This is a genomic window from Cyclobacterium qasimii M12-11B (assembly GCF_000427295.1).
Lineage (GTDB): Bacteria > Bacteroidota > Bacteroidia > Cytophagales > Cyclobacteriaceae > Cyclobacterium > Cyclobacterium qasimii.
In genome coordinates this window covers 32,089-51,984 of record NZ_ATNM01000069.1, presented here as the reverse complement: position 1 = coordinate 51,984, position 19,896 = coordinate 32,089, and the positions used below count along the sequence as shown (strand labels likewise).

The 19,896-nt window shown below is 40.1% G+C and carries 14 protein-coding genes; 10 read left to right on the top strand and 4 right to left on the bottom strand.

Going from position 1 to position 19,896, the window contains the following annotated elements:
- Positions 1-5 precede the first annotated feature (5 nt).
- The 4 genes from ADICYQ_RS07075 to ADICYQ_RS07060 form a co-directional block, all read right to left on the bottom strand.
- Positions 6-1,892 carry a SusC/RagA family TonB-linked outer membrane protein gene (locus tag ADICYQ_RS07075; RefSeq protein WP_081652310.1) on the bottom strand — a complete coding sequence of 629 codons (1,887 nt, stop codon included), beginning with the start codon at positions 1,890-1,892 and terminating at the stop codon, positions 6-8.
- Between the two features lie 897 nt (positions 1,893-2,789).
- Positions 2,790-3,554: a hypothetical protein gene (locus tag ADICYQ_RS07070; RefSeq protein WP_020892952.1), complete on the bottom strand. Its 765-nt coding sequence runs from the start codon at positions 3,552-3,554 to the stop codon at positions 2,790-2,792.
- A gap of 11 nt (positions 3,555-3,565) precedes the next feature.
- Positions 3,566-4,237 carry a hypothetical protein gene (locus ADICYQ_RS07065; RefSeq protein ID WP_020892951.1) on the bottom strand — a complete coding sequence of 224 codons (672 nt, stop codon included), beginning with the start codon at positions 4,235-4,237 and terminating at the stop codon, positions 3,566-3,568.
- Positions 4,234-4,764: an RNA polymerase sigma factor gene (locus tag ADICYQ_RS07060; RefSeq protein WP_020892950.1), complete on the bottom strand. Its 531-nt coding sequence runs from the start codon at positions 4,762-4,764 to the stop codon at positions 4,234-4,236. Before ADICYQ_RS07060 ends, ADICYQ_RS07065 begins: the two co-directional genes overlap by 4 nt.
- Before the next feature lie 712 nt (positions 4,765-5,476).
- Here ADICYQ_RS07060 and ADICYQ_RS07050 point away from each other — a divergent pair.
- From ADICYQ_RS07050 to ADICYQ_RS07005, 10 genes are all read left to right on the top strand, one after another.
- Positions 5,477-8,608, top strand: a complete 3,132-nt coding sequence (locus tag ADICYQ_RS07050) for a SusC/RagA family TonB-linked outer membrane protein (RefSeq protein WP_020892948.1) — start codon at positions 5,477-5,479, stop codon at positions 8,606-8,608.
- A 27-nt stretch (positions 8,609-8,635) separates the two neighbouring features.
- Positions 8,636-10,111 (top strand): RagB/SusD family nutrient uptake outer membrane protein, encoded by a 1,476-nt coding sequence (locus ADICYQ_RS07045; protein ID WP_040414954.1) that lies wholly within the window; start codon positions 8,636-8,638, stop codon positions 10,109-10,111.
- 28 nt (positions 10,112-10,139) lie between these two features.
- Positions 10,140-11,024 (top strand): amidohydrolase family protein, encoded by an 885-nt coding sequence (locus ADICYQ_RS07040; protein WP_020892946.1) that lies wholly within the window; start codon positions 10,140-10,142, stop codon positions 11,022-11,024.
- A 62-nt stretch (positions 11,025-11,086) separates the two neighbouring features.
- The gene (locus tag ADICYQ_RS07035; protein WP_020892945.1) at positions 11,087-11,890 is read left to right on the top strand and encodes an amidohydrolase family protein; all 804 of its coding nucleotides are present in this window, start codon (positions 11,087-11,089) and stop codon (positions 11,888-11,890) included.
- An 82-nt stretch (positions 11,891-11,972) separates the two neighbouring features.
- The gene (locus tag ADICYQ_RS07030) at positions 11,973-13,343 is read left to right on the top strand and encodes a DegT/DnrJ/EryC1/StrS family aminotransferase (protein ID WP_040414952.1); all 1,371 of its coding nucleotides are present in this window, start codon (positions 11,973-11,975) and stop codon (positions 13,341-13,343) included.
- Between the two features lie 39 nt (positions 13,344-13,382).
- Positions 13,383-14,324, top strand: coding sequence for an amidohydrolase family protein (locus ADICYQ_RS07025; protein ID WP_020892943.1), 942 nt, complete (start codon positions 13,383-13,385; stop codon positions 14,322-14,324).
- Between the two features lie 37 nt (positions 14,325-14,361).
- A complete protein-coding gene (locus tag ADICYQ_RS07020; protein ID WP_020892942.1) occupies positions 14,362-15,243 on the top strand; it encodes an amidohydrolase family protein in 882 nt (293 codons plus the stop codon).
- A gap of 31 nt (positions 15,244-15,274) precedes the next feature.
- Positions 15,275-16,663 (top strand): sulfatase family protein, encoded by a 1,389-nt coding sequence (locus tag ADICYQ_RS07015; RefSeq protein ID WP_020892941.1) that lies wholly within the window; start codon positions 15,275-15,277, stop codon positions 16,661-16,663.
- On the top strand, positions 16,664-17,803 hold the full coding sequence (locus tag ADICYQ_RS07010) for a plastocyanin/azurin family copper-binding protein (protein ID WP_235114440.1): 1,140 nt from the start codon (positions 16,664-16,666) through the stop codon (positions 17,801-17,803).
- A complete protein-coding gene (locus ADICYQ_RS07005; protein ID WP_020892939.1) occupies positions 17,803-19,320 on the top strand; it encodes a PQQ-dependent sugar dehydrogenase in 1,518 nt (505 codons plus the stop codon). The genes ADICYQ_RS07010 and ADICYQ_RS07005 overlap by 1 nt, the downstream gene beginning before the upstream one ends.
- The last annotated feature ends 576 nt before the right edge of the window (positions 19,321-19,896 follow it).

Below are 19,896 nucleotides of genomic sequence, written 5' to 3'. Positions count from 1 at the left end.
AGGATTTAGCCCAAGTTGTACTGCATGGTATCCAAGTGCAGATGTAGGTGAAAAGCTATTTGTAAATGACCTGGTTTCCCAGCTTTGGTTTTTTCTGCGTTATATAAACCTGTGAAACTTATTCTATGCTCTCCAAAAGACTTGTCCCAGTTAAGCGTAGTGTTGGATTGCCAGGAGAAGTAATCATTATATCGTCTTTCGGCTTCATCTACAGCTTTTTGAGGATTGCCTTTTTCGTCCAGATCAAATCTTTTGTATACATCAAATCGAGGCGTATAATCCGTTCTCAATGTGAATCCACCTGGAAGGTTTACGGAAGCATATAGCGTTGGATTTATCATAAATCGGGTATAACTTCTTGTATTCCAGGATGGGTCCTGATAAGGGTTGCTTATGTTGGAACCTGCAGCTTGATCGTTTAGGTTTTCCCTGGTTTGTGGCATGCCATTCTTCCAAGGTTGGTCATATGGGGAATAAACCCTAAAACTACCATTGTCAATAGCTTGGTTGCCTTCATTCTGATAGGTGAATTGAGTATTGGCACCAATAGTGAAAAATTCAGCCAAATTAACATCCAAATTCAAACGAGAAGTAATGGTTTCAAAAGACTCACCGATTTGAACAGATTCCCGATCACTGTATCCTAAAGAGTAATAATAAGATACCCTTTCACTTCTTCCTGAAACACTTACGTCATAATCTTGCCTTACACCTGTATGGAACAAGAAGTCCTGCCAGTCATAAGAAACGCCATTTTGATAATTTTCAATTTCATTGTTTAAAAAACCGAAATTATTAATTCGCGCAAGATCGATGGCAGCTGGATCTGTTTCACCAGGAATACCATTTGCGGCTAACCAATCGTCTTGATATTGTGGATCTATGCTATTATAATCTCTGAACCTGGTCCAAGGATCTGTGATGGAATTGGTAATGGTCTCATTCATGTCCGTCAACCAATTCAAGACATCGTCACCACCTTGGTGGGTTTGCTGTCTTCTCGCACCAGTTACTAGGCCTACTCTAGAGCTAAATGTAATCTGAGGTTTGCCGTACTCACCCCTTTTGGTGGTGAAAATTACAACACCATTGGTTGCTTGAGAACCATATACGGCTGCAGCACTTGCATCCTTCAAGACATCCACACTTGCAATCGTGTTAGGATTGATTTCCGCAAGGTCTCCTCGGAAGATCACTCCATCTAATACAATTAGTGGACGATTGGCATTGGATTCATCCGTTGCATCTGCTTTAATAGAGGCGTCTCCACGAACATTGAAACTTGGAACATTTTTGGCACTTGTAGAATAACCCACACTCAAACCTGGTACGGTTGTTCTTAATATTTCAGATACAGAGGTTGGTTTGTATTTCATTACTTCCTCTGCCTGAACATTAATCACAGCTCCTGTAAGGTCTTTCTTCTTTTGGGTACCATAACCAATTACAACCACTTCATCCAAAGCCTGAGTGCTCATGGTAAGTGATACATCGATTGTAGATTGATTGCCCACTTCTATTGTTTGGCTCTCAAAGCCAATGAAAGAAATAACGACAGATGAGTTGTCTGGAATCGTAAGGGTGTATTTACCATCCAGATCGGTTGCGGTTCCTATTGAGGTGCCTGGTACAGAGACTGTCGCACCTGGGATAGGTTGATCATTATTGTCGGTAACTGTTCCGGATATGGTGACATCAAACAAATCTGCAGCTTTCGACTTTCCTGAATTTTTATTTGAGGCTGTCGTAAGGGAATTTTGTTCGATGTTTTTTATATTCTTGTCTAAACTTGTTTGTTGAGCCAATAGGCTTCCTGAAAACAAGCATAACACTAAAGTCGCTAGTGATGATATCGGTTTCATCACTAGTCGAATGAGTAATTTTCTTTTCATAATGGGAAATTGTTAATTGTTTTTGATTTGAAAGGTATCCTTTCTTAAAATCTAGGTTCGGGTTCTGCTATTTTATCTCATTGGCAATTGGTTTGGTGATGAGCGGTGAATAATTTATTTAAAGTGACAATTTAATATTTTGTTTTTTAGTGTTTTTTCTCTTTTTATAAATATATTATACTGTATTTTTAATTAAATGATTGTGAAATAGACTGCATTGGAGCCGTTTTTGCTTTTTTTATTTATTTTCAATAATGCATATTAAAAATTTTTTCTCCTAAAAAAAATATATATCTAATTTTATCTTAAAGCATTCAAGGCCGCTAATTTACTACTTATTCGATCAAAATGGCATTGCTTTTTAAGAGAATTGTTGTCATTTTTTTATTTTTCATTTAGAATAGAAGTGCTGATGTTATCGATATCACTTTTTCCTATTAGAATGGTCATTTTTCAAGAGGATAAAATAGGCTGCCTCCATTCATTAAATACTGCCCTGAGGACTAATTGGGCTTGTTTTAATTGATTTTTTTTATTAAATGTTAACTAAAATTATTTTCACCTGAATTAGGGTTTTGTAAAATGAAAATTGTGGATGGTCATTTTTCTGAAGCAAGTGGCGGTCACTTCAGGCGTACCAGCTAAGAACCGACTCAACTTTCCTCTCCAATTACGAGTTATCAATTTATTGATTGACAGGGATTCGGTTTCTCAACCCATTTCTCAAAGAACAATCCCTTTTTTTATATTTCATTGTAGTTTTATGAATTCATTTTTAACTAAAAATAGGGAGTGTAACCCTTGCTACACTCCCTATAATAGAGATCAAATCCCCACTTTTACCAAAACTTATTGTAATCCTGGGTATTTGGAAGAGTAGTTTTAAGTTAGGCGTTTTTACCAAAATCGAACACCAATAGTTGGGTAAAAAGTATTCAGGTTATTTGTTCCGACCATCCCTACTTGAATGGAAATTACCTGGCTAACTTGTCTGCGGTAAAAAGCCTTGACTGTAGTTTGGTCAAATAATTGGCTTTTTTGGTCATTCAAAAGGTAGCCTATGCCTATCATGTTTTTGTTGTTGGATTTTGCATTGTTCTTTTCCCAGCTAAGTTCAGCGTTTAAAAACCAGTTGTTGTTCACCACTACTTTGTTTTCAATCCTTTCAGGAAAGTAAACTGAATTGGTGATGGAAGCGCCTAAGTCCAATTTCCTCCAGGATATCTTAGCTCTAAATCCAACTTCAGGAGTAAAGTAACCTCCCATATAGTCCAGTCCTACGGGGAAAGTCATTTCCAGTCGATCTACATATGGGACGTAATTTTTTTCAACGTCAAGAATGACTCGGTCAAGTCTTGTTTCAGGAAATGCTTCGGCAAGCCTATAGGTGATGGTTTTGAATTCAGGAAATTCGGTTGCTTTTTTAAGGATAGGCTTAAATTTTAATGTTATATCGGCTGCACTGTTTTCATCGGAGTTGAACAAGAGGAGGAGCTTGCCTTGATTTGGAAATTCAAATGCCAATGAATCGGTAACGGGCCAATCCTCATCCATCCATTCCTGGGTGTTCTTGGGTAACTGATTTTCTACTTCTTGGGCAAGGATCTCATTTTGAATTGCACATAGCAATACCATTAAAGACAATTGGATTAATCTTTTCATAATACAGAATTTTAAAAATTAGTTTTTGGTTTGATAAGTTTTACTTGAATTGAAGCTTTGGAATAATTGGTGGTTACCTCTTGCACTTTTTCTTTTGTACCAAAGAGGCTCAGTTGGCTTGCTGGTTCTTCAGCTGACCATGAGATCTTTACTTCGTGGTAAGTTTTTTTATAAGCGACCATTGGCCGCTGAGCATTCACTTTACTTAAAGTAATTGCTGTGTTGAGATTTAGTGGAGGCATTGCAATTGGTTCAGCTGATATTGGTTTTATTGTCTCACGTTTCGATTGTGATGTATTTTTAACCTGGGATGAAGTAGCAGTTTTCACTACCCTTTTGTCTGCTGTTTTTTGAACTGTATCTATGGCTACCTGCTCTGGATATTTATCAGGTGCATGTGTTTTCGGGTTTTCTGTGATTAATAATGGTCTCTCAGTATTCTGGGAAGGTATAAAGTAATCTAAACCCGTAAATAACAAGAGCAAGGCTATAGCTGCTGCACCTAAATAATACCAGATAATTGCCTTTTTTGGTTTATCAAGCTTTTGCTCTATGGCTCCCCAAATTTCAGCATTAGGTTCAAGAACAGGCAGGTCTTTTATGTTTTTATGGAGTTGCTGTTCAAAGCCTTTATTTTCTAAAATTTTACTCCATAGCGCTGGGTTTGGCTTGTGTATTTTCATGCTTTTAGGAGCTTAGTGATTCGACTTTTTAATAACGATTTAGCATAGTGCAACTGAGATTTTGAAGTGCTCACTGATATATTAAGAAGTTTTGCGGCTTCCTTATGTGAGTATCCTTCCACAGTGGTAAGTAGAAAAACAGCCTTGGCTCCTGTAGGAAGACTAAGTATTGCCTGATCAAGAAGTTCTGCATCAAACCAGGAATCAAATGCCTCACTAGTGTCTACTTCCAAGTTGTCTAAAGGCTCAAAATAGATTTTCTTTTTGCTGCAATTGATAGCCTTTCGAACGGCTATGGTCTTCATCCATGAAATGAGCGCCTCTGGATTTTTGAGCTTTCTGATATTCTGAAAAACGTCTACATAAACCTCCTGAAGAACGTCATGCGCTTCCTCTTCATCGCTGAGTATTCGATAACAAGTAGAATACAGCATTCCTTTGGTCATTTCAAACAGCTGAAATTGTGCATTCCGGTCATTTTGATTGATCCTTTTTATTAGTGCTGCATCTGGTTTCGGTATACTCATTTTTTGTCCTTGTATTTAAAAGAGTCAGATTAGAAGCAAAAGGTTGGAAAGGTGATTGGTAAAACTTTCATGAAATGTTAGTCAAGGGCTTTCCCCAAGTTAATCTTTTTGCAGGGTTGATCAATTGTCAATCTTTTGCGAAGTTCAATTAATCGCTTAGGGATCGTTATTTTCTTAGTAATAATTGTGCTGGCTCAAGAATTACTAAGGATAAAGCATTTGCCAGGAATTATGTCCACCATAATAAATCAACAATGTAGAAGGTACTCCTTAATTAAAGAGACTCAATTATTTAGATCAATGGGAGGTGTTTGACCCAGGAAAAGTTTTTTTTAAAAATGCTGTAATGGTGAATATGAGGGCTTTTTGTCATTACAGCATTTTCATTTTTATTAATACCTATTTCGCAGGAATAACTGATAAAAATAGTCCATTCATCACTTTTTATACTTTGAAAAGTTATTTTTTATACTCTTTGAATGGTAAAATTTAATTTAATCTTTAATTAAGTAAAATAGGTAAATTTTATTTGTTAATAAAATAATATTCAATAGGTTTAAGGTAACGTAACCGATTAGATGATTAACGTTTAATTATCCTTTTATGAAGTATATAATTCTAAATATGGGATTTATTCGATTAATATTATTTGAGTTTCGAAACCAAAATAATCTTTATATAAGTATAAAGTAACCACCTAAACTAAACTGTTTTGAAGAAAAATCACAATGGAAAAATGGGGAAGGAAGAATTCCTTCCCGTCCTTAGCAAGATCAACCGCCTTTTTTATTTAGGGCTGCTAACAGTGATCTTATTTCTGGGTTCAGGGCTAGCGTCTATGACCCATGCACAACAACGAACTGTATCGGGCACAGTTACTGATGCTGAGAGAAATGAAACACTCCCAGGCGTTAATATTTTGGTCAAGAATAGCAATATTGGAACGGTCACTGATATAGATGGTGCCTTTAGTTTAAATATACCTGCAGAGGATGCTGTTCTGGTTTTTTCTTTTGTAGGGTTTGTAACCCAGGAAGTGTCTGTCGCTAATCGACAAACCCTTTCGATTAATCTAAGCCCAGAGCAATCTGATTTGGATGAAGTAGTCGTCATAGGTTATGGTACACGAAAGAAAACTTCTGTTACCTCCTCTATTTCTAAATTAGAAAACCAAAACCTGGATCAATTGCCGGTTGGAAGACTTGAAAATGTCCTCGCAGGTAGAATGGCAGGGGTTAATGTTACCAATACCAGTAACCGGCCAGGTGATGCACCTGATATTAGGGTTCGTGGTTTGGGTTCTATAAGTGCTGGTAATGACCCCTTGGTGGTAATCGATGGGTTTCCTGGAGGAAGTTTAGGACAGTTAAATATGAATGATGTAGAATCCATCGAAGTACTAAAAGATGCATCGTCTACGGCCATATATGGTTCAAGAGGTGCAGGTGGAGTGATTTTAGTAACCACTAAAAGAGGATCAAGCAAACAACCTGAATTAAAAATCAATTCTTATTTCGGCATGTCAAATGCCATTGTTCATGACGACTGGTTAACAGGAGACGAATGGCATAGCTATTTGACCAAATACCAGAACAGGGAATTTGCCTGGGCTGGGGGAGATACTTCCATTCCTATTTGGGGAGATCCAAGAAGACCATTGACTTATCAGGTCAATCCACTCACCAAAGAACTTCCTCAAACCATTTGGCAGGATGAGGTCCTTCAGACAGCTACCATCCAAAATCATAACATTTCCCTATCAGGAGGTACAGAAAATACCAAGTATTACTTGTCAGGTACTTATATGGATGAAGAAGGAGTGTTAAAAACTTCTGGCTATAAAAAATACAGTTTTAGGGCCAATGTGGATGTGAAGATCAATGAAATGATAAGCCTTGGTATGGAATTGAGCCCATCCTATTCCAAAACAAGGTATGCTGGGTCTAATATGGTTTCCCTGGTGAAATATCCACCATTTGTAAGCCCTGATTATATTGATGGTAAATATTCACGAACCTATGATTATATCCCAACTGGTCACTCTGGACAAGCTAGTCCCTATGTTTACCTTTATGGAACTGAGAATAATTCCAATGTTTTCACCAACATAGGTAGAGCCTTTATTAATTTAGACCTAATGGATGGGCTTAGTTTTAAAACATCTGTAGGTACCAATATTTCTTTTATAAACAATGATTATTGGAGTGGTGGAATCGGAGATACACGGGTAAATACCAACGGCAATGTTTCTGATTCAAGAAGTATAAACCTTGTCAATGAGAACGTACTGAATTATACCAAAACGTTTAATGATATTCACAATATAGGTGGTTTGCTTGGTGCTTCTTACCAAAATTCAACCTCTAGATCATTGGCGATGTATGCCGTTTCCAATTCGTTTAATAACGATAAGGTAAAGACGCTTAACAATGCCATTATCAACCCAGCCAATACGACACAATCTAAATCTGAGTGGGGATTGGTGTCCTATTTTGCAAGAGTTAACTATGCATACAAAGACAAGTATCTTTTGGAAGGCTCTTTCAGACGTGATGGAAGTTCCAGGTTTGGGCCGGAAAATAAATGGGGTAATTTCCCTTCCCTTTCAGCTGCTTGGAGGCTATCTGAGGAAGAGTTTATAAAAAACATCCCTAATATTTCAGACTTTAAATTAAGAGCAAGTTATGGGGTTACGGGGAATTTTAACATCGGTAATTTCCAGTATTTAGGTTCTGTGGGTTCAGTAAGTTATTCACCCAATAATTTGTTGGTGAATGGAATTGTTCAAAATTCCATGGCCAACCCAAGGCTTTCCTGGGAGAAAACCAGGGGCTATGATTTTGGATTTGAGATCAGCTTTTTTCAAAACAGGTTTAGCCTGAATGTGGATTATTACGACAACCTAACCACTGGCATGTTGTACAATGTAAACACTCCGGCCATAACTGGTTTTAGTAGTATCATAAACAATGTAGGTGAAGTAAGAAACAGTGGTCTGGATGTAGAGATCGATACCAGAAATCTTGTAGGAGAATTTAAATGGAATTCTTCCTTTAACCTTTCACTAAATAAAAATGAAGTAACGGACCTTGGAGAAGTAGATGAGCGAATCAATACTTACTGGTCAATGGACTTCCTATTGAGAGAAGGAGAACCAATGTTTTCTTATTATGGATACCAGTCAATAGGTGTTTTTCAAAATGAAGAACAAATTTCCCAAACCCCTAGTCTTGCAGGTACCAAACCAGGCAACCCAATATTTGAAGATACCAACAATGATGGCAAGATAGATCCTGAAGACAAGGTAGTCTTAGGAAGTTTCCAGCCTAAAATGCTATTGGGTTTTTCAAATGAGTTTTATTGGAAACAATTTGATTTAAGTGTTTTCATGCAAGCTTCATTGGGAGCTAAAATGTTCAATGCAGAAAATCAATTTTACGAAGGGAATACACTTGGAGCCATGAGAAGATCTTTGGTAGAAGACCAATGGTGGTCTGAAGAAGAACCTGGTGATGGCACTAATCCGGCAGCAGCTTTGAGTCAATTATTTGGCTACAATACCAACAATGACTTTTACCTGGAGGATGCTTCCTACCTAAATGTGAGAAGTGTAAACTTAGGTTATACCTTTCCAAATTTCTCAGACGGAAAAGGGATTAAAAGTTTGAGGCTATATGCATCTGTTAATAATTTATTGGTCATCACCAGTAACGGTAACCATGCCTACAATCCTGAAGGAACGACAAGGGGTGAGGTTTCAGGCATAAGCAGTACGCCTGGGGTAAACCTTGGTTCAGAACCCTTGAATAGAACATTTGTCTTGGGACTTAACATTGGCTTTTGATTGGTATAGGCACGAAAAAACAGAAAAATGAAAACTTACAAATTAAATATACTAAGCGCATTAGCGATTTTGCTAAGCTTTACTTCATGTCATGATGATCTGCTCAATCCGATTCCAGAATCATTATTGACCAATGTCAACGCTTTTGAAAATTCGAATGACTTGGATCTGGCAGTTTTAGGGATTTACAACCGGTTGCAATCAAGGTTTCCGACGGACTATGAGTTGATGGAAATACCTTCAGACAATATGTATGGTTATTATTTTGCAACCTCTCCAGGTATGGCAGAAATAGGTTTGCTTGATGTAAGCCCTGAAAACCCCAGACTAAATGTCTTTTGGAAGGATACCTACAATGGCATTTTTAGAGCAAATACTGTTTTGGCAAATATTGATGTGCCTGCAGACTATAGTGCTGAATTAAAAGACAAACATACAGGTGAAGCCAAGTTTATGAGGGCTTACTTCTACTTTGACCTGGTAAGGATTTTTGGAGGTGTACCAGCAGTGACAAGTATCATTGAGGTGGCCGAGTCCAGGCAAGTTCCAAGAGCTACTGAAGCTGAGATTTATGCATTAATTGCCAGTGACCTGAATGATGCCATTGCCAAACTCCCTGCTACTTCCGAACAAGGAAGGGTGTCCAAAGCTGCAGCCATAGCACTTTTGGCTAAGGTGAAGGTTTATGAGGAAAAATGGGGCGATGCCAAAACTTTATTGGAAAGGTTGTTCGCAGATTACGATTATGAATTATTGCCAGCTTTTAAGGACCTGTTTCGCATAGAAACTGAGGTAAACGCTGAATCCATTTTCTCCTTACCCTATTTGGAAGGTACCAATGGTCATAGCCTGACTTATGCCTTGGCACCTACTGCAGGTGTTTACGGGATTATCAACAATGGTAGTCGGGTTGGAAGACCAACATGGAATTTGCATAAGGCCTATGATCCTGAGGATTCCAGGTTTAGTGTCACCATCACAGAATGGCAACGGACCTTTTCTTCTGCACCTGATGATGAACCTTTTTGGTTTCCTTATTTCAATAAATTCATCATTCCAATCGACAATATCAGTAGTTCAGGACTGGATTTGCCTGTTTTGAGATTGGCTGACATGGTATTGCTTTATTCCGAAGCACTCTACCAATTAGGTGATCAGGAAACTGCTCTTACGCAGTTGAATAGCATCAGAGAAAGAGCTTTCGGAGATTCGGACCACAATTATACTTTGGTAGACATTGCTACCGAAGAGATGTTCATAGACAAGCTACTATTGGAAAGAAGACTTGAATTGGCAGTTGAAAACAACAGGTGGTTTGACCTGGTACGTACTGGTAGATTTACCACAGCTTTGACTCAACTTGAAAGTGAGTACAATCCTTCAACAGAAATGGCGGTAATTCAAAATTTGAATGCACAAGCCTATATGAAATATTTCCCTATTCCTTATGAGCAAATTCAATTGGCAGCTCCAGGGGTAATGGAACAAAATGATGGTTATTGATTAGATGTATTAAACCCAGCATTGCTTTATGCTGGGTTTAATTTTATTCAAAAAAACAATAGGTCATGGGCATGACAAGAAGAGAATTTTCGATAAATGGAACTGTTTCCTTTTTGGTTTAATGACGGGTGTTTCGTCCGTTGATTTCAATAAAGAAGCGCCCAGGAAAGATGACTTTGATTTGATGAAAGAGGTGAATAAGTACAGGAAAATAGATGCCTATTCTACCTCAAACATGACACCGGATCAGCTAAGAGACCAAATTGATTTTGCAGACAGGCTATCTATAGAAAAGATGTTTGTTGGCATGCCCATGTTGCCTATAAAAGCTACTCCAGAAGAGTTCAGGAGTATCAACGATAGGGTGATTAAAGGAGTAAAAGCCTATCCTGATCGATTGGTAGGGGAGTTTACTATTAACCCTACTTATAAAAAAGAGGCCTTAGATGAAATAAATCGCTGTGTCGACAATGGACTGGTGGGTACCCGCTTGTACAATCAGGTTAAGATCAGTGACCCCCTGTATGAACCTATTATTGAAAAACTCTCGGCATTAAAAATGATTGTTTTTATGCATGGAGAATGTCAGTTAGGTGTGGGAGGTTACCGAATGAAGTATGATGCTGGAAAATTGACTAGCACTTCTACGCCGGAAGATTTTGTAGCGGCTGCGAAAAAATTCCCAGATGCCAATTTCCAATTTGCACATATCGGAGGTGGAGGAGATTGGGAATGCATGTGTAAAACCTTTGAAAATACGCCCAATATATATGTAGATACAGGGGGTAGCAACAACGAAGAAAACATGATAGACTTTGCCCTTAAGTATTTGGGTGAGGACAGGCTTTTTTTTCGGAACGGACAACAGTTACTACCAAAGCGTAGGAAAAGTACTGGCTTCCAACCTCAATGAAAGACAGAAAAGAAAACTGTTTTTCGACAATTACAATGCTTTGCTGAAGAAAGGAGGTTTTGGTGTTAATTGATATCAATGCCTATGTTGGCAACTGGCCTTACAAGCAGATGGCGTATTCTACCTGTGAAGCACTGCTGAAAAAGATGAATCAGTTTGGTGTTGACAAGGCTGTAGTCGCCAATATGAGCGGGATTTTCTATAAAAATTGTCAGGCAGCCAATGAGGAATTGTTTGCTGAAATTGAATCCTCAGCCACCTATAAAGAAAGAATTATTCCTTTTGCCATTATTAATCCTGTCTACCCTGGGTGGAAAAGTGATTTTGATAAATGTGTAAAAGCCGGAATTAAAGGCATCCGTATTTATCCTCAATACCATGATTATCAATTGACTGATGCCGCATGTGTTGAATTGGTGAAAATGGCGCGAGACCATGACTTGGTTGTTGGGCTGACCGTGAGAATGGTCGATAGCCGACAGAAATCATGGATGGACTTGGATCAATTAGCAGGAACAGATAAACCCGAGCAAGGATTAGTGGATTTATTGCCCATAATAAAGGAAGTGCCAGCCGCCAAATACTTTATATTAAATCTTGCAAATGGTTATCAGCTTAAAAATGACGACTTTGAGTTAATCATGAAAAGTAAGGTTCTGATGGATACTTCCGGTCGATCCCTGGCCAATATGGCACAAGCACTGGAATTCTATGGAGAAGAAAAATTTGCTTTTGGGACGCATGCCCCGATACTGGATTACCTAACAGGAATGTTGCGAATTGAATCATTACGCGAAGAAGAAGCGAGCCAAAGTACCAAAGATTTGCTGAGGTGGAGAAATGCCCAAAGCATGTTGAACTTATAATTAGGATCAATTGGCCTATACTTTTTATGGCCAAATGACGAATCAGGAAATTATTCTTTAAACAATAAATGCTACATAACCAATGAACAAAGCATACAGTAGGAGAAAATTCATGGCTGGTCTTTCTACCAGCTCTTTGGCCATAGCTGCCACACCTGTTTTGCCTGGACTGGGCAATGTATTGATCCAAAATAATGAAAAGCTGGCTATTTTAGGAGGTACAGCCGTAAGAGAAAAAGGCAGGATAGGTCCAGCATGGCCTTATGTGGATGATCAAATGGTGAATGCCATCGTCAAAACAACCCGAAGTGGCATATGGAGCAGGATACAATCTGCTACAGGTAATGTGCCCACTTTTGAAAAGGAATTTGCCAAGCAGATTGGGGTTGGGTACAGTGTAGGGACAGGATCTGGCACCCAGGCCTTAAGTACCTGTGTAGAAGCCTTGGGTATTGGCCCAGGTGATGAGGTGATTACCTCTCCTTATACGGACATGGGGACTATCTCTTCTATTTTGACCAGCAGAGCGCTACCGGTGATGGTAGATCTTGACCTTACTTCTTTCCAGTTGGACCCGGAGGAAGTAGCCAAAAAGATCAATAAGAATACAAAGGCAATCATGCCGGTCCATATCATGGGCGTACCTGCGAACATGGAGCGTATCATGGAATTGGCCGGAAAACATGGTTTGAAAGTAATAGAAGATTCCTGTCAAGCCCCTTTTGCCCGTTATCAGGGTAAAGCCATAGGTACCATAGGGGATTTGGGCTGCTTTAGTTTTCAGGCAAGTAAGGCCATTGCTTGTGGAGAAGGGGGAGCTGTGGTTGGAAACGATCAGGCTTTGATGGAACAATGCTATACGGTTCAGAACAGAGGGGCTTCCAGAAAAGGTAGGAATGAGACCATTGGCCCAAAATACCGGATGAATGAATTTGAAGGGGCCATCCTTATGGGACAGTTGCCGGGGGCCAAAGATAGGTTTTTGGAGCGCAATGAAAATGCAGAATACCTGATTGCTCAATTGGCAGTTATTCCTGGACTGACTCCTCAGAAAAAGTACCCGGGTACCGAAAGCAGTTCCTATTATCACTTTGCGATGTCCTATAACAAAGAACATTTTAATGGTGCTGACAGGAGCCTGTTCTTAAAAGCGCTGAATGCGGAAGGAATTCCTATGGGCTCCTATATAAAAAACGGACTGCACAAAGAACCCTGGATCCAACATGTTTTGGGCTTGGATGAATACCAGACCATGTATACAAAAGAAAGAAGGGAAGAGTACGCTAATTCGCTGGATCTCCCAAATTGCGATAAGATTTGTAACGAAACGCTGATCTCCTTCTGGGGTTCTGGAATGCTTTTAGGCTCTCGTCAGGAAATGGACGAGATAGTTGCCGGAATTACGAAAGTATACGAAAACAGAGACAGTTTGAATAAAATCAAAACCAGCTGAAAAACTTTAACCACCATTGAAAGCCTGAATAACAACATTATGAAAAAAGTAAACCGCCGCAGCTTTTTTAGTACCACACTTAAAGCCACTGCCGCTGCCTCATTGCCACTTAGCTTTTCAACCAACCTACCGGAGGATACAAGAAGTAAACCCAACCTGTTTGCCGGAAAACCTGGGGTTATCGATACCAATGTCAATTTGTTTGATTGGCCATTTAGAAAACTGAAATACGGTGAAACCGATGCTTTGTTGGCCAAGCTATCCAAGCACAGGGTGGAAAAAGCCTGGGCAGGTAGCTTTGAAGCGCTTTTTCACAAAGACATCAACGGTGTCAATGAACGATTGGCCAAGGAATGCAAGCAAAAAGGCAAGGGAATGCTGCTCCCATTCGGTACAGTAAATCTGGCTTGGCCGGATTGGGAAGAAGACTTGAGGCGTTGTGATGAGGTGTACAAGATGCCTGGCGTTAGGATTTACCCCATTTACCAAACCTTTGATCCTAGCCATCCGGATTTTGAAAAATTGGTAGCTCAGGTAGAAAAAAGGAAAATGATCCTGCAAATTGTAGGAGACATGGATGACAGTAGAAATCACCACCCGATCGTCCTCACGAGAGGAGCAGACATGAATTCTTTAATAGACATTATTAAAAAATACCCTAAGGTAAAAATTCAAATGCTTTACTGGACACATAAAATTACCGGTAACCTTTTGGAGCGATTCATTAAGGAGACCAATGTGGTTTTTGACACCTCCAGGATAGAAGGTAGTGGAGCAGTAGGAAGGTTGATTGAAGGCAATCCATGGAATGGGAAGAAGGGTATTCCGTTGGCAGCAGAGCGGGTTTTGTTTGGCTCTCACGCTCCTTATTTCCCTGTAGAGGCAAGTTTTCTGAAATTGATGGAATCACCATTAACGGCTGAGCAGGCCAATGGAATTTTGCAGGGGAATGCCAATAATTTCATGAATTCCTCCTTATAGTTTATTTAAATCCCTTGATAAAAATTACCAATCCATTATGAACAATTTCGCCATAGATCCCCATTTATACGGACTTCCAGATATAGAAGAATTAAAAGCATTTAGAATTTGGGACACCCATTATCATGGGTTTTTGACAGGAACGGAGCCCATAAAGCAACACCAGGAAATGCTGTTTTATGTAAAAAGAATGGGACTGGAGCGTATCATTTCTGTGGATATAGGGGGAACCCTAAGCGACCCTCTGGATCCTAAACCACATGATGCAGCCCAACTTGATATTTTGAATAATGATCCAGACTGGATTTCCGGAATTATCCCCATAGACCCTGGTTTTCCAGATGAGAGTTTAGCTAAAATGAAAAAGTGGATTGCCAAAGGGCCTTGTGTAGGTATCAAGTATGTAGGGGGAAATAAACTGGGAGTGACCTGTGATGCAGATCAAAACGATAAGATCATTCGCTATGCCGCCGAATTAGGAGCTGTGATTTATATCCATACCTGGATTAAGGTAGGGGGAGAACCTAGATGGCCTGGAGGAGGAAATCTTGATGGAGAATCTACCCCAATGGACGTTGCGACGCTAGCCAAACGATTCCCAGATGTGCCATTGATTTGTGGACATGCAGGTGGAGATTGGGAGTTGGCAGCAAGAGCCATCAGACCTTACGAAAATGTATTGTTTGAATTTAGCGGTGCAGATCCGCATTCGGGTTCTGTAGATTATGCGGTAGATATAGTAGGTGTTGACCGAATCGTTTGGGGCGGACATGGACCAAGTCGCTCTTTTTCTACGGAAATGGCTAAAGTCCTAGATGCCTCTCTTTCCCAGAAAGAACGCATGAAAGTATTCGGTGAAAACTACAGAAAAATTGCAAAACCAATATTTGCATCAAAAGGCATAAACATTACGGTGTAAGTAGCCTATCTGTGAACAAATTGACATGATTATGAGACTTAAAAGCTTACTCTTTTCTTTATTGTGTTTGGTTGGAACGCCTGGGTTTGGCCAACAACAAAAGCCTAATGTCCTATTGATTATATCAGACGATCAAGGCTATCACGACCTTGGTTCCTTTGGTAATAAGGATATTTTAACGCCTTATCTGGATCAATTGGCAGCAGAAGGAGTGAGGTTAACTAATTTTTATGTCACTAGTTCTGCTTGTACTCCTTCCAGAAGTGGATTGCTTACAGGTAGGTATCCACAAAGAAATGGGACATTTGAGCTCTTTCGTAACAATATGGTCAATTATGGGCATCGGTATACTGATTACGAATACAGTGTTTCCCCGGAACGGATTTTAGGGACAGACCTTAGAGAGATCTTTATTTCCGAAGTATTAAAAAAAGGGGGCTATACCAGTGGTTATGTAGGAAAGTGGGATTTAGGTCAATTAAAGCGGTATTTACCAATGCAGCAGGGCTATGACAAGTACTATGGTTTTGCCAACACAGGGATTGATTATTTTACCCATGAGCGTTACGGGAGTCCATCCATGATCGATGGCAATCAGTTATCCATAGCGGACAAAGGCACTTACACCACAGACCTTTTTGAAAGGGAAGCACTGGAATTTATCAATGGAAGCGAAGGAAAACCCTTTTTTCTGACCTTGGCTTTCAATGCTCCGCACAGTGCTTCGAACTTAGACCCTGAGATTAAAGGTACCGTTCAGGCTACTGAAAAATACCTGAAAATGTACCCCGAGTCAAATACAAAAAGAGGCGAAAAACAAAGGGCATACAAAGCCGCCGTTACTCAAATGGATCAATCCATTGGAACTATTTTGGAGCGAATAAAGGAAATGGGACAGGAGGAAAATACCCTGGTAATCTTTCTTTCTGACAATGGTGGGATGTCATTGGCAGACAATTCTCCTTTAAGAGGAGGTAAGGCCCAGTTTTTTGAAGGTGGTATAAGAGTTCCTTGTTTGGTCAAATGGCCGGGTAAAATTGTTCCCGGGCAAACAAATGATGCCTTTTTGACTTCTTTGGAATTGTTTCCCATGATGGTTGCAGCGGCAGGTTTAGAACTACCTGAAGCCATCATTTATGATGGCTTTGACATGTTACCGGTACTTAAGGGTAAAACCGATGCTGAAAGAACAGAAATGTTCTGGGAATTTAGAGGTGATCAGGCAGCAAGAATAGGGGATTGGAAATGGGTGCAGTCCGCAAAAGGAAATGGATTGTTTGATCTGAAACTAGACATTGAAGAACAAAATGATTTGTCTTTGGAGAAGCCGGAGAAACTAGAAGAGCTTACCCGGAAGTTTTCAAAATGGAAAGAGGAGATGGAAAATGCAGCACCAAGAGGCCCTTTTAAGGATTTTTAATTGATACAATTAGCTATGGTTTTAAAATACAGTACACCATTAATTTTCTGTTTTGCGCTCCTGCTGCATTCAGCACTTCTGGCACAGGGTGATGGCAAGAAAATCACTTCCATTGAATTAAAAGCAATTCCCGGACTTCAATTTGACAAGGTCAGGTTTTCTGTTGCACCCGGGGTTGAAGTCAAACTGACGGTGACCAACAGTGATGAGGATATGCCCCACAATATGGTCATTACTAAACCCGGAGCAAGAAGCGATGTAGTCCTTGCCGCCCAGCAACTGGCAGAAAAAGGCCCGGAGATGAATTTTATTCCAAAGAGTCCTTTGGTGCTATGGTCCATTCCCGTAATCTATTCGGGCGAAAGCATAACCATTCAGTTTAAAGCGCCGGAGGAGCCAGGTATTTATCCCTATGTATGTACCTATCCTGGTCATGGTTTTATCATGTACGGCTACATGTATGTGACCGAAGACGGTAAAATGCCGGCATTAGAAAACGATGAAAACATCCCACCTTTGCGAAGAACCGGAGACAAGAAAGTGCAGGATTCGGAAAGTGCTGCCATGCACCATCATCCCAAATTGCATCCATACGATAATGTACCTCCTTACCTTTACCGTGTTTTTATCGAGGGATCCAGCCTTGCAAGTATAGCCGTCCACCTTCCCAATCAATTGTCTTATGCTTGGGATGCCGAGTTGTGCCAGTTGCAGTTTGCCTGGCAAGGAGAATTTCTGGACAATACCGATCTATGGCATGGCCATAAAAATGCCTATGCAAAGGTGCTTGGAGAAATATTTTATCGGGAGAAAATGGAATTTCCATTAAGGATTGGTAGTAGAGAAAGTATTCCAAGTCCTGAATTTTTGAAGTACAAATTGATCGATGGCTACCCTGAGTTTCACTATTTGCTCTCAGGAGTGGAGGTTCACGAAATTATTCATCCAAACAAAGAAGGTACAGGATTGATCAGAACAATAAAGGTTAACAATGCAAAAGAACCTATCTGGTTTCTATTCAATGCTGATGGGCAAGTGGAGTATGGGTTTAATAAGGGGGAAACAGAAAATGGTGCCTTGAAACTGAGTCCAGATGAAGCAAAAGAATTTACCATTAGGATGACTAAAAGTAACAAGTGATGACAAAAACGAGACATTTATTAATTGTACTATTAACTGGTCTTTGTATTGTTACAGCCTGTAAGCCCAAACCACAAGGACCCGGAGCCTCTTATCAGGTAACTGACATCCCTGTTCCCGATGGTTTATTGGCAGAAACGGGCGGGCTTGATTTTTTATCAGACGGCCGATTGATCGCTTGTTTTACCCGAGGGGAGGTAATGATTTTTGATCCTAAAACCAATGAATGGTCCTTGTTTGCTGAAGGGCTGCACGAACCATTGGGATTGGTGGTAATCAATGACAGTGAAATTGTGGTATTGCAAAGGCCGGAATTGACTCGGATTACAGACTCGGACAAGGATGGAAAAGCGGATGTGTATGAAAAAATAACGGATGATTTTGGGATATCAGGCAATTACCATGAATTCAATTACGGACCTGTGAGGGACAGTGAAGGAAACTTTTACATTGCCTTAAATACCGCTTCTTCTGGTGGAGGCATTCGGGAAAATGTTCGGGGTGAGTTGCGGCTAAATGGCAGAGATGGGGAAGATGGGAAGAGACAAATGTATTCAGTTGTTCCCTACCGAGGTTGGGTTTTGAAAATTCAGCCTGATGGTAAAGTGATTCCCATGGCCTCGGGTTTCAGGTCACCGAATGGACTGGGTTTTGATGATTCGGGTAACTTGTTTGTTACCGATAACCAAAGCGATTGGGTAGAAACCAGTACCCTGTACCATGTGAAAAAAGAGCGTTTCTTTGGACATCCTGCAAGCCTCGTTTGGCAAGAAGAGTGGAAAGATGCAGACCCATTTTCCCTTCCGATTTCAACATTGGACAGTCTTCGTACCAAGGCGTCGGTATTGTTTCCGCATGGAATTATGGCCAATTCTCCTACCCAACCCTTATTTATTAAAAACAACGAGCAGTTCAAAGATTTTGAGGGGCAATTTTTGATTGGAGAAATGAATCGGGACCGTATTTTCCGGGTGATGCTTGAGGAAGTCGCAGGGGAATTTCAAGGGGCTTGTATTCCATTTGTTGACGGGCAAGGTTTGAGAGTTGGCAACAACCGCTTGGCTTTTGGGCCGGATGGAAGTTTATGGGTAGGACAAATTGAACATGGCTGGAGAGGTGATCAGGGCATTCAAAAGATTTCTTTCACCGGAAACCCACCCATGGATATCGCCAAAATGTCGCTGACCAAAAATGGTTTTGCCATAACCTTTACCCAAGCGGTAAATCCGGAAGGCGCTTTGGCCATTGAAAATTATCAGTTGCGTCGGTATTATTATGCCTACCAGAAAAAACCTTTTGATGAGCCTGTGGATAAAACTACGCAAAGAGATCTACAATCCGTGGCCATAAAAGACATCACGATATCTGCTGATCATATGAGGGTGGAATTGGTTTTGGAAGAGCTAAAACCAGGGTATGTTTATGAGCTAAAATTAGACAGCATTTTCAATCAGGCCGGAAAGCCCCTCGACAATCAACTGATAGCTTATACCCTCAATAACTTATTGCCTTCTTGATAACGAAATAGGAAAGTCATTAAATACTTAATCTACTATTTCTGAAAGGATCGCAAGCACATTGATAGGAAGGAGTAGATGCAATCTACTCCTAGTGGTGTACAATTTATTGACCTGGTGGACTGAGTGTAGTTTGCAACTACACTCAAATATTCGACACTATGTGAAAGGTAGATGCACTATTCCTAGTGTATTTGCGAAAGGGAACTTGCTTTTCGCAACACTGTTCAACCCCATCCGGGGCTGTGAGAAAGGTAAGTAACAGCTTTTCCGTGAGTTGCCACTCAGGGTTATTATTGTTCAGGTCCTTCAGACCTGGGATTTATGAGATAATTGATGCTATCGATTCAGTTCTTTCGAATGGTCCATTATTGCGAAACCAAAGAAGCCTTTAGGGCTTCAACAACAATAGCCATGGGTGCAAATCCATGGACGGAGAATGCTCCATCAATTCCTCAACCTCGGAGCGGGTTGAACATTGGATTTACATTTTTTTTAACCCCTGATAGTAATTGCATTTAATATCCCCATTAATGAGAAGAAGGAAGGATTATACAGAATTTACTCCTAGTGGCG

What these genes read in the sequence shown, in the direction of transcription:
- ADICYQ_RS07075 (WP_081652310.1), bottom strand. Translation starts at nt 1,892, where the DNA reads ATGAAAAGAAAATTACTCATTCGACTAGTGATGAAACCGATATCATCA.
- ADICYQ_RS07070 (WP_020892952.1), bottom strand. Translation starts at nt 3,554, where the DNA reads ATGAAAAGATTAATCCAATTGTCTTTAATGGTATTGCTATGTGCAATT.
- ADICYQ_RS07065 (WP_020892951.1), bottom strand. Translation starts at nt 4,237, where the DNA reads ATGAAAATACACAAGCCAAACCCAGCGCTATGGAGTAAAATTTTAGAA.
- ADICYQ_RS07060 (WP_020892950.1), bottom strand. Translation starts at nt 4,764, where the DNA reads ATGAGTATACCGAAACCAGATGCAGCACTAATAAAAAGGATCAATCAA.
- ADICYQ_RS07045 (WP_040414954.1), top strand. Translation starts at nt 8,636, where the DNA reads ATGAAAACTTACAAATTAAATATACTAAGCGCATTAGCGATTTTGCTA.
- ADICYQ_RS07040 (WP_020892946.1), top strand. Translation starts at nt 10,140, where the DNA reads ATGCTGGGTTTAATTTTATTCAAAAAAACAATAGGTCATGGGCATGAC.
- ADICYQ_RS07030 (WP_040414952.1), top strand. Translation starts at nt 11,973, where the DNA reads ATGAACAAAGCATACAGTAGGAGAAAATTCATGGCTGGTCTTTCTACC.
- ADICYQ_RS07025 (WP_020892943.1), top strand. Translation starts at nt 13,383, where the DNA reads ATGAAAAAAGTAAACCGCCGCAGCTTTTTTAGTACCACACTTAAAGCC.
- ADICYQ_RS07020 (WP_020892942.1), top strand. Translation starts at nt 14,362, where the DNA reads ATGAACAATTTCGCCATAGATCCCCATTTATACGGACTTCCAGATATA.
- ADICYQ_RS07015 (WP_020892941.1), top strand. Translation starts at nt 15,275, where the DNA reads ATGAGACTTAAAAGCTTACTCTTTTCTTTATTGTGTTTGGTTGGAACG.
- ADICYQ_RS07005 (WP_020892939.1), top strand. Translation starts at nt 17,803, where the DNA reads ATGACAAAAACGAGACATTTATTAATTGTACTATTAACTGGTCTTTGT.